Origin of the sequence: Rhodococcus sp. NPDC059234, from assembly GCF_042754225.1 — a bacterium.
In the GTDB taxonomy this organism is placed as follows: domain Bacteria; phylum Actinomycetota; class Actinomycetes; order Mycobacteriales; family Mycobacteriaceae; genus Rhodococcus_G.
In genome coordinates this window covers 1-9,956 of the sequence record NZ_JBHZAH010000152.1, presented here as the reverse complement: position 1 = coordinate 9,956, position 9,956 = coordinate 1, and the positions used below count along the sequence as shown (strand labels likewise).

General features: G+C 70.8%; 11 protein-coding genes, 1 tRNA gene and 1 pseudogene. 2 read left to right on the top strand and 11 right to left on the bottom strand.

From position 1 onward, the window contains the following. The 4 genes from ACFXGJ_RS22435 to ACFXGJ_RS22420 all read right to left on the bottom strand — a co-directional run. A partial coding sequence (locus tag ACFXGJ_RS22435) for an N-acetylmuramoyl-L-alanine amidase (protein WP_378625035.1) occupies positions 1 to 1,110 on the bottom strand: 1,110 nt, incomplete at its 3' end. A 227-nt stretch (positions 1,111 to 1,337) separates the two neighbouring features. Then, positions 1,338 to 1,410, bottom strand: a tRNA-Ala gene (locus ACFXGJ_RS22430). Positions 1,411 to 1,598: 188 nt separating this feature from the next. Further along, entirely contained in the window at positions 1,599 to 2,342 is a 744-nt protein-coding gene (locus ACFXGJ_RS22425; protein WP_378625032.1) for a DsbA family protein, read from the bottom strand. 49 nt (positions 2,343 to 2,391) lie between these two features. Continuing rightward, a complete protein-coding gene (locus ACFXGJ_RS22420; protein ID WP_378625029.1) occupies positions 2,392 to 2,883 on the bottom strand; it encodes a MauE/DoxX family redox-associated membrane protein in 492 nt (163 codons plus the stop codon). Between the two features lie 39 nt (positions 2,884 to 2,922). Between ACFXGJ_RS22420 and ACFXGJ_RS22415 the strand changes: the two genes are divergently transcribed. After that, positions 2,923 to 3,642, top strand: coding sequence for a VIT1/CCC1 transporter family protein (locus tag ACFXGJ_RS22415; RefSeq protein ID WP_378625025.1), 720 nt, complete (start codon positions 2,923 to 2,925; stop codon positions 3,640 to 3,642). Here ACFXGJ_RS22415 and ACFXGJ_RS22410 read toward each other — a convergent pair. From ACFXGJ_RS22410 to ACFXGJ_RS22385, 6 genes and pseudogenes are all read right to left on the bottom strand, one after another. Continuing rightward, a pseudogene (locus ACFXGJ_RS22410) lies at positions 3,622 to 4,824 on the bottom strand (MFS transporter); the annotation flags it as partial. The gene ACFXGJ_RS22415 and the pseudogene ACFXGJ_RS22410 sit on opposite strands and share 21 nt — an antisense overlap. 32 nt (positions 4,825 to 4,856) lie before the next feature. After that, the gene (gene pgm, locus ACFXGJ_RS22405) at positions 4,857 to 6,491 is read right to left on the bottom strand and encodes a phosphoglucomutase (alpha-D-glucose-1,6-bisphosphate-dependent) (protein ID WP_378625021.1); all 1,635 of its coding nucleotides are present in this window, start codon (positions 6,489 to 6,491) and stop codon (positions 4,857 to 4,859) included. A gap of 12 nt (positions 6,492 to 6,503) precedes the next feature. Continuing rightward, positions 6,504 to 6,872, bottom strand: coding sequence for a fluoride efflux transporter CrcB (crcB, locus tag ACFXGJ_RS22400; RefSeq protein WP_378625018.1), 369 nt, complete (start codon positions 6,870 to 6,872; stop codon positions 6,504 to 6,506). After that, the gene (locus ACFXGJ_RS22395; RefSeq protein WP_378625015.1) at positions 6,869 to 7,246 is read right to left on the bottom strand and encodes a DUF190 domain-containing protein; all 378 of its coding nucleotides are present in this window, start codon (positions 7,244 to 7,246) and stop codon (positions 6,869 to 6,871) included. The genes crcB and ACFXGJ_RS22395 overlap by 4 nt, the downstream gene beginning before the upstream one ends. 2 nt (positions 7,247 to 7,248) lie before the next feature. Further along, on the bottom strand, positions 7,249 to 7,659 hold the full coding sequence (locus ACFXGJ_RS22390) for a fluoride efflux transporter FluC (RefSeq protein WP_378625009.1): 411 nt from the start codon (positions 7,657 to 7,659) through the stop codon (positions 7,249 to 7,251). A 9-nt stretch (positions 7,660 to 7,668) separates the two neighbouring features. Next, positions 7,669 to 8,301 carry an LON peptidase substrate-binding domain-containing protein gene (locus ACFXGJ_RS22385; RefSeq protein WP_378625006.1) on the bottom strand — a complete coding sequence of 211 codons (633 nt, stop codon included), beginning with the start codon at positions 8,299 to 8,301 and terminating at the stop codon, positions 7,669 to 7,671. An 84-nt stretch (positions 8,302 to 8,385) separates the two neighbouring features. On the opposite strand from ACFXGJ_RS22385, the gene ACFXGJ_RS22380 reads away from it, so the two are divergent. Then, positions 8,386 to 9,567: a lipase family protein gene (locus ACFXGJ_RS22380; protein ID WP_378625003.1), complete on the top strand. Its 1,182-nt coding sequence runs from the start codon at positions 8,386 to 8,388 to the stop codon at positions 9,565 to 9,567. Position 9,568: 1 nt separating this feature from the next. Here the strand turns inward: ACFXGJ_RS22380 and ACFXGJ_RS22375 are convergent, their stop codons facing one another. Beyond that, positions 9,569 to 9,901 (bottom strand): hypothetical protein, encoded by a 333-nt coding sequence (locus ACFXGJ_RS22375; RefSeq protein ID WP_378625000.1) that lies wholly within the window; start codon positions 9,899 to 9,901, stop codon positions 9,569 to 9,571. Positions 9,902 to 9,956 lie beyond the last annotated feature (55 nt).

Below are 9,956 nucleotides of genomic sequence, written 5' to 3'. Positions count from 1 at the left end.
GAACAGGCCGAGGTTCTCCGCGGTCGCGAAGTCCTTCAGCCCGTCGAGGCCGAAGGTCTGCAGCAGGGTCTGCACGGTTGCCAGACCCTGCGTGATGATGGACGCCTGCGCCGTGTCCGGCGTTGCCTTCGGGGTCGTCGTGGGCGCGGGGGCGGTGGTATCCGGCGTCGTCTCGCCCGCCGCGGCGGGCGCCGCGCTCGGCGTGGTCGTGGCCGGGGAGGTTGTAGTGGCCGGCGAGGTCGTGGTGGCCGGCGAGGTCGCGGCCGGGCTGCCGGCTGCCCCGGCTGCCGGGGTGCTCGTGACGCCCATCAGATAGTTCACCGCGCCGGTGACGATCGCGATCGCGTGCTTGAGCTGGCCCTGCTGGCTGTCGAGCACGGCCGCGTCGTCCGGATTGGAACCGTTGCCCATCTCCACGAAGACCAGGGGCACGGTGGTGAGCGCGGGACCGGCGATGTCGCTGCGACTCTGGATGCCGTCGACGACGCCCGCGTAGTTGGCCTCGGTGAAGCCGTTCTTGACATACGCGTCGCGCATCAGCTTGGACGCCTCGAGGCCCGTCGTGGACTGCACGGCCTGGACCTTCGCGTCGGGCACGGGCAGGGTCGGCACGATCAGGTGGAACCCGTGGTCCTTGGCGTCGGCGCCCGCGGTGGTCGAGTCCGCGTGGATGCTCATCGCGAGGTCCGCACCGGACTTGTTGGCCGCCTGGGCGCGCTCGTCGACGCAGCCGCCCCACCCCGAGTCGTCGGCGCGGCTGAGCACGACCTTGGCACCGAGGGTCTCGAGGCTGGTCTTGACCAGCTGCGAGACGTTCCAGTTGATCGTGTGCTCGGGCACCCCGCCGAGGCTGGTCATGCCGGTGGTCTGGCAGTCCTTCTTGCCGCCGCGGCCGTCGTCGACCTGCCGGGAGAGGTTCTCGCTGTGGTTGGTGCCCTGGTGCCCGGGATCGAGGAAGACCGTCTTGCCGGTCAGCGGTGTCGTGTTGGCCGCGCCTTCGGCCGCAGGGGTCGCGGGAGCCGCGGCGGGATCGGCGGCGGCCACAGCGGGCAGCAGCATTGCGGTCAGCGAAGCGGCCACGAGGCCGGCGGTCACGATGGTCTTCTTCATCCCGGATGGGCGCATGCGGATGGGCCCGCTGCACCACTCTCCTTTCACTGCGCATTACACGAGTCACACCGGTCACAAGCGCACCAAGTGAAACAGAGGCGGGTGCGAAGGGGCCAGGGTTCACCGCGGTTCTCAGCGAACCGTTGACGTTCTGTGACCCGGGAGACGCGAACGACCCCCGAAGCCAAAAGAAGCCACTCACCTGACGGTGAGTGGCTTCTTGTCGGTGGAGCTAAGGGGACTCGAACCCCTGACCCCCACACTGCCAGTGTGGTGCGCTACCAGCTGCGCCATAGCCCCGTGTTCTGTTGTCGCACTCGGAAACCGTGTCCCGCTTGCCTGGAAAAAGTTACACCATCGCGAGCATCGCCAACAAATCGGCTGGTCACGGCTCATTTACCCGCGGAAAAAGGAACGGGTACCGGGATCCGCCATACCCCTCGGAGATGGCCTACCCGGTACCCGTTCGTCTGTCCCCCGTCGCAGGGTCAGTTCAGCTTGGTCACCCAGTTCACGTCGCCGAGGGCGTCGATGATCGTGCCGTCCTTGACCACCGTCGGCGTGCCCCGCGCACCGCTCGCCGCGAGGGCCGCACTGCCCTTCTCCGCCGCCGCGGTTGCGTCGGCCACCTTCGCGCCGCTCGCGATGCACTGCGCCGTCGCGTCGTCGGCCCCGGAGTCCTTGGCCAGCTGCGCGAGATCGTCGTTGCTGTGGTCGGACTTGCCGTTCTCCTTCGGCTGGTTCGCCGGCGCGAAGATCGCCCCGTGGAACTTCGAGTAGGCGATGGCGTTGCCGCTGTCGGCGACGCAGAGCAGCGCCCCGGCCGCGCGACTGGAGTAGTCGCCGCTGGCGGAGAGCCGGTTCAGGAAGTCCAGGGTGTGGTAGCGCACAGCGAGGGTGCCCTCGTCGACCTTCTGCGCGACCTCCTGGCCGTTGGTGTTCTCCAACTGCGCGCAGTACGGGCACATGGGATCCTCGAACACGTCGATCGTGGTCGTCGCGCCCGGCGTCCCGAGCCGGACCACACCGTCCTCCTGGACCGCGACCTGGACCGCCGAGTTCGACACGCCGCCGTAGCCCTCGTTGCGGGGCTTGCTGCGGTTGTTGCTCCACAACACGCCGCCGATGACGACCGCGGCGATCACCACGATCGCCAGGCCGCCGAGCACGTACGTCGTGCGACTCGACGTCGGCTGGGGTGAGTACTTGACGGGCTTGACCTTCTTGCTCACTGATGAAGTCCTTCGGGTCCGATTCCGGGTGCGGCCTTACGGTGCCAACTCACGACTCTGCCACCTCAGGCTGAGGAGCCGATGAGAGGAGCGGGCGCGAGCGTGGGCCGAGCGCGAGCGGGCTGCGAGGAAAAACGATCAGCCACACCGCCATGGCCATGAAGCCGACGTCCCGGGCGACCTCGCGCGCGTAGTCCCAGCCGTCCACCTCGGCCGCTCCGCCGCCGCCGAAGCATCCGCAGTCGATCGACAGGCCCCGCGCCCACGCCGACACGACCGCGGCGATCAGACCGGCCAGGACCACCACCGAGACAACCGCGGTCAGCCGGACAGCGAGCCCGATGAGCAGCAGCAGGCCCAGCGCGATCTCGAACATCGGCAGGGCCGACGCCACCGGGCGCACCAGCTCTTCCGGCAGCAACTGGTAGGCGCGCACCGCGACCACCGTCTGCGTCGGATCGGCGAACTTGATTCCGCCCGAGATCAACCAGACCGCGGCGAGACCGAGGCGGGCCAGGAAGCTGACAACACGAATCCACACGCAGCCCACGGTACCGAGGCCGCGCGTAGATTCACGGTCATGGACCCGCACGGCGGTGCTCTGCCGCACGAGTTCGACCACACGCATGCGAACGTGTCCGGCGGCTGGCTCCGGGCCGCGACCTTCGGTGCCATGGACGGACTCGTGACCAACACGTCGCTGCTCGCGGGCGTGGGCGGCGGCGGACTGGACGCGCACGCGATCGTTCTCAGCGGCATCGCCGGATTGGCTGCGGGTGCCTTCTCGATGGCCCTCGGCGAGTACGCGTCGGTGTCGACGGCGAACGAACAGATCGACGCCGAGGTGCGGGTGGAGACCCGCGCCCAGGCCAGGCATCCGCAGGCCGAGCAGGCCGAACTGGTCGCCATGTTCGTCGACATGGGGATGAGCGAGACCACGGCCCGCGCCGCGGCCACGGAGGTGCACGGCGACTCCGAGCGAGCGGTGACCATCCACCTGACCCACGAACTCGGCGTCGACCCCACCGAGAAGCCCTCCCCGTTGGTTGCCGGGGGCTCGTCGTTCGTGATGTTCGCGATCGGCGCGATCATCCCGCTGCTGCCGTACCTCCTCGGATTCGACTCGCTCCCGGCCGGGCTCGCGGTCGGCGGGCTCGGCCTACTCGTCGCCGGCGCGGTCGCGGCCGGGTTCACCTCGCAGTCCAAGGTTCGCGGAGCCCTGCGACAGCTGCTCTTCGGCGCGATCGCGGTCGGCGCCACCTACCTGGTCGGCGTGCTCATCGGTGGCGTCCCCGGTTGACGCCTGCGGGATCGTGCGCGGCGCGAGCACCCAGAACCCGATCGGGAGCAGCATCAGCGCGCCCGTCACCGCGAAGGCCACCCCGTAGGACAGGTACTGGGCCAGCACGCCGGCGAGCAGCGGACCGGCCACCACCCCGACATCCGAGGACATCTGGAAGGTCGCGAGGACCGGGCCGCCCCTGGCCTTGGAGCCGATCACGTCCGCGACCGCGGCCTGCTGGGCCGGATTCATCAGGCCGGACCCCATGCCAGCGACCAGCGACAGCAGGAGGAACACCGCCAGGTTGTCGCTGAACCCGAGCACGGCGGTCGCGGCGCCGCTGACCACCAGCCCGGCGAGCACGAAGGGCCGTCTGCCTCGCAGGTCCGACAGGCGCCCCGCCGGGATCTGCACCAGCGCGTTGCCGACGGCGTACACGGTCAGCGCGACACCCGCCAGCGCGGTGCCCTGGTCCAGCGCCTCGACCACGAACAGCGGCACCATCGCGACCCGGACACCGAACGACACCCAGCCGTTGGCGAAGTTCGACACCAACGCCGCCCGGTACGTCGCCGAGGTGAGCGCCTCCCGCAGTGTCATCGTGACGACGTGACCGCCCGAATCCGGGGCGGCCAGTTCGGACCCGCGCAGGCTGACGTACACCACCGCCGCCGCGATGAGCAGCGCGACCGCGTAGATCAGGAACGGAGCGCGCAGCCCCAGGCCCGCGAGCGCGCCGCCGACCAGCGGGCCGCCGATGGTGCCGAACAAGAAGGACGTCGCGTACAGGCCGGACACCCGGCCGCGGATGCCCGGTGGGGTGATCCGGATCAGCAACCCGAGCGCGGACACCGTGAACATGGTCGACCCGACACCGCCGAGCGCCCGGAACGCCAGCAACTGCCAGTAGTCGCCGGCGAACGCGACCGCACCGGACGACGCGGCGACGATCAGCAGGCCGGTGAGATAGGTGGGCCGCTCCCCCAGCCGCTGCACCAGGGCGCCGCTGAGCGGCGCGAACAGCAGCCGCATCAGGGCGAACACGCTGATGACCGAGAACGTGGCGATGTATCCAACGTCGAAGCTGCGGGCGAACTGGGGAAGGGCGGGAGCGACGATGCCGAAGCCGAGGGCGATGACGAAGCTGGCCGAGACCAGCACCCAGATCTCGCGCGGCAGCTTGGTTTCGGAGGTGTTCATGTACCGCCGATGCTAGTGCGCGGCCGGACTCGTCAGTCGACCGCTCCCAGTGCTCGCGCGACGACCTCGCGGGCCTCGTTCTGCACCTGGGCGAGATGCTCTGAGCCGCGGAACGATTCGGCGTAGATCTTGTACTTGTCCTCGGTCCCGGACGGTCGTGCCGCGAACCACGCGCTCTCGGTGCACACCTTGAGACCGCCGATCCGCGCTCCGTTGCCCGGCGCGACGGTGAGCGCCGCGGTGATGGGTTCGCCCGCCAGTTCCGTCGCGCTGACCTGTTCCGGTGACAGCGCGGACAGCGCCGCCTTCTGCGCCCGGTCGGCCGGCGCGTCCACGCGCGCGTAGGCGGGATCGCCGTAGCGGTCGGCCAGTGCGCGGTATCGCTGCGAGGGCGATTCGCCGGTGACGGCGAGGATCTCCGAGGCGAGCAACGCCAGGGCGAGACCGTCCTTGTCGGTGGTCCACACCGAGCCGTCGGTGCGCAGCAGGCTCGCTCCCGCGCTCTCCTCCCCGCCGAACCCGAGCTCGCCGGACAGCAGGCCGGGCACGAACCACTTGAACCCGACCGGCACCTCCACCAGCTCCCGGCCGAGCCCGGCGACGACCCGGTCGATCATCGACGAACTGACCACCGTCTTGCCGACCTTGGTGCCCGCCTGCCAGCCGGGCCGGTGCCCGTACAGGTACTCGATCGCCACGGCCAGGTAGTGGTTGGGGTTGAGCAGGCCGGCGTCCGGGGTGACGATGCCGTGCCGGTCGGCATCGGCGTCGTTGCCGGTGGCGATGTCGTAGCTCTCGCGCGCACCGATCAGGGAGGCCATCGCGGCCGGCGAGGAACAGTCCATCCGGATCTTGCCGTCGGTGTCGAGGGTCATGAACCGCCACGTCGCGTCGACGAGCGGGTTGACCACCGTCAGGTCGAGGCCGTACCGCTCGGCGATCGCGCCCCAGTAGTCGACGCTCGCCCCGCCCATCGGGTCTGCCCCGATCCGGACTCCGGCGCCGCGGATCGCGTCGAGGTTCACCACGTTCGGCAGGTCGTCGATGTAGCTGCCGAGATAGTCGTAGGGCCGCGCGACCGCCCGCGCCGCCGGTATCCGTCGCACACCGGACAGACCCGCGACGAGCAGTTCGTTGGCGCGGCGCTCGATCGCGGAGGTCGCGTCGGAATCGGCCGGTCCGCCGTGCGGCGGGTTGTACTTGAAACCGCCGTCACGGGGAGGGTTGTGCGACGGCGTGACCACGATGCCGTCGGCGCGGGCGGACCGCTCGGATGCGTTGTGCCGCACAATCGCACGGCTCACCGCGGGGGTGGGGGTGTACCGCCCCGCGGCGTCGACGAGCACGTCGACCTCGTTCGCGGCGAGCACCTCGAGCGCGGAGGTCCAGGCAGGCTCGGACAGCGCGTGGGTGTCGCGGCCGAGGAACAGCGGTCCGGTGATGCCCTGGGCCGCGCGGTATTCCACGATCGCCTGCGTGGTCGCGAGGATGTGCGCCTCGTTGAAGGCGCCGTCGAGGCTCGATCCGCGGTGCCCGGAGGTCCCGAATGCCACCCGCTGGCCGGGGTCCTCGGGGTCCGGGGTGCGGGTGTAGTAGGCCGTCACCAGGTGCGGCAGGTCCTCGAGGTCTTCGGGTCCCGCGGGCCGGCCTGCTCGATCGTTCGCCATGGCCTCATTCGATCACGCGACGACGGCGTGTGCCGCGGCGAATCCGAGGAAGGCCGCTCCGATTCCGGCGACCAGGGTGACCGCGACGTTGGCGAATGCATACAGCCGCGCCCGGTCCTGCAGCAGTCGCAGCGTCTCGTAGCTGAAGGTGCTGAAGGTGGTCAGCGCCCCGCAGAAGCCGGTGCCGATCAGCGTCGCCAGCGCGCCACCGTGCGTGGTCGCGGCACCGACGAGCCCGCCGAGGATCAGCGACCCGATCACGTTCACCGCGAGCGTGCCCCACGGGAACTCGCTGTCGTGGCGCGACTGCAGGGTCCGGTCCAGCAGAAACCGCGCGGGCGCGCCGACCGCACCACCGACCAGCACGAGCAGCACGGTCACGCGGGACCCTCCACCACGCGCACTCGCTCGACGTCCTCGAGCGTGACAGTAGCCTGGGTGAGCAACTCGGCGATCGCCTCGACGAACGCCCGAACGCGCGGCGGGTCGTCCAGGATGATCACGAGGACGGGCAGGCCGTCTGCGAGGTCGAGCAGTCGGGTGGTGTGGATGTGCGAGGACGCGCCGTACCCCTCGACTCCCCGCCACACGCTGGCTCCGCTGAGTCCGGCGTCGCGGGCCCGCCGCACGATCTCCTGGTACTTGGGTTTGTGACGCCAGAGGTCGTCCTGGCCGAGGATGATCGACAGGCGCAGTTCACCGCGCGAGGTGCTCGTGTACGAAGGGGGCGGCGACGGGGCGTTGGAGGACGACATCGTCAGTTTCCTTTCCCGATCCGGGCGCCGGCGGCCACCCGGGTGAGCGACATCCCTGCCAGTGCGGCGGCGAGCGCGGCGATCACACTGCCGCCGAGGTAGCCGAACGCGAGCGGATAGTGGCCGTCGGCGAGGAGCCCGCGAACCTCGACCGCATAGGTGGAGAAGGTGGTGAAGCCGCCGAGGATGCCGACCCCCAGGAACGGCCGCAGCAGCCGGTGCGCGGTCCAGACCTCGGTGATGACCACCATCAGGACGCCGATGAGGAAGCAGCCGACCACATTGGTAATCAGCGTGGCCCAGGGCAGCTGACCAGACTCCACTGGAATTGCTTGCGCGACACCGTATCTCGCCAGAGAACCGAGCGCACCGCCGGCAGCGACGACCGCCAGCAACGCCCCGTCACCGCGCATCCACGTCTCCTAGTCCGACAGCCGGAACCGCGCCGCGGCGATGACGTCGGCGAGCGCGTCGGCGAGCACCACCAGTCGCTCACCGGGACCCGGCGCGGCCAGCACCCGAAGTCTATCCGCGGCACCGAGCGGCAGCAGCGCCGCGAGCGCCAGCGCCTGCTCGCCGGGACCGCCTGGCAGCGACCGCAGCCCAGGGTAGTCGGGCGCCCGCCCGCCCCCGACACGGGCCAGCTCGGCGGCCACCTCGCCCAACTCGTCGACGCGGGCGTCGACCTCCGCCGCCGCGCTCGCCCCGATCACCGATCCCTCGTCCGGCCACTCCTCGACCTCGGCCTGCGGATACGGATCGTCGGGAAGCCAGCGCCGCACCCGGATCCGGCGTTCGCCGACACAGCCGAGCAGCATGCGTCCACCGGCGCCCGGTCGGTACTCGACGATCCTCGCCGTGGTCCCCACATCGGTCCGCTCGTCACCGCCGCCGACCTCGTGTCCGCGCGAGATGAGCACCACCCCGAACCGCATTCGATCCGGTGCGGCCGTGCAGTACTCGACCATCTGGCGGTATCGCGGCTCGAAGACCTGCAGTGGGAGCGCCTCGCCGGGGAGCAGCACCGCGCCGAGCGGGAACATCGGGAGATGCATGGGCCCAGGCTAGCAATCGGGCCGCGCCGGAACCGGGACGCACCGCGGCGACCGCGCTAGGGTGTGATCTGGAAAGGGACGTCCATGGACACCTGGCTCAGGCGGTCCGCAGCCGCCGCGTTCGCTATCCTCGCCGGCCTCGCGCTGGCCACGCCGACGGCCTCGGCCCAGCCGCCCGTCGCCGATCCCGACCCCTTCTACTGGTCGCCACCCGACCTCGCCCCACACTCGAACGGCGACGTGCTGCGCGCACGCCCGGTCGATGTGTCGAGGTACGGCAACGCCGACGGCTGGCAGATCCTGTACCGCTCCACCAATTCCACCGGCGGGCCGATCGCGGCGACGACGACGGTGCTGGTGCCGCGCGGCGGCGTGGACCGTCCGCTGCTGTCGTTCCAGGCGATCATCAACGCCCTCGGCACCCAGTGCGGGCCCTCGCACACGCTGTTCGACGGGCAGCTGACGGAGGCGCCGGCGCTACCGGCGCTGCTGGCAAGGGGATGGGCGGTCGCTCTGCCCGACCATCTCGGCCCGACCAGCGCCTACGGCGCGGCGCGGCTCGGCGGTCAGATCGTGCTCGACGGGATCCGAGCGGTCCAGCGCCTGCCGCAGGCGCGACTGGGCCACAGCCCGGTCGGGCTGACGGGATACTCGGGCGGCGGCATGGCCACCGGCTGGGCCGGCGCACTGGCACCGACCTACGCGCCGGAGCTGAACATCGTCGGCATCGCGCAGGGCGGCGTCCCCACCAACCTCAGCGAGCTCGCCAACGGCCTCGGCTCCGCACCGCACCCGCTCTTCGGGCTCGCCTTCGCCGCCACGCTGGGACTCGAACGGGAGTATCCCTCGCGGGTCCCCGTCGACAACTACCTCACCCCGGCGGGACTCCGGTTGCGCGATCAGATCGCGAACGCCTGCACCCAGCAGATCATCGACGACGGCGCCGGGCACAGCGCCGCGGAGATGACGCGGGACCCGTCCCAGGTCAATGCGCCGACCCTGCGGTCGGTGTTCGACGAGAACAGCCTGCAGCTGTACCCGGGCGTCCCGCGCGCGCCGGTGTTCGCCTGGCACGGGACCGGCGACCAGCTGGCGCCACTCGACTCCGCGGCCGCGACGGTCCGGAGGTGGTGTGGTGCAGGCGTGCCCGTCCAGTTCGACGTGCTGCCCGGCGATCACGGACCCGCCTCGGTCGAGGGTGCGCCCGGGGCATTCGCCTGGTTGGACGGCAGGTTCGCCGGGGCGCCGGCACCCAGCAACTGCTGACTCAGCTCGACGGCCAGGGCGGAAGGGGCGGCTTGACCCACATGATCTTTTCGTCGGCGTGCGCAGGCACCGCCCGCGGGTCGTGGGGATGGTCGGCCGCCCACCGCGACTTCTCGTCCAGCAGTTCAGCGACGACCGACCACGTCTCGCGGGTGCTCGGCGGGTTCGCTCCCGCGGCGCGGGCGAGCTTGCGCAGCCGATCGTCGGGCAGGGCGAGCAGTTCGGCGCCGCCGATCCCCCGGTCCCAGACGTACCGCGCGAGTCCGACCGCCTTGTCGCGTCGCTTGCGCGACGCCTCGTCGGTGTGCGCAAAGTCGACGTCGCCGGAATCCACGTGCCCGAGCCTATCGGCGCCTGCCCGACCACGAAAAAGCGGCGAGGCCCCGGAC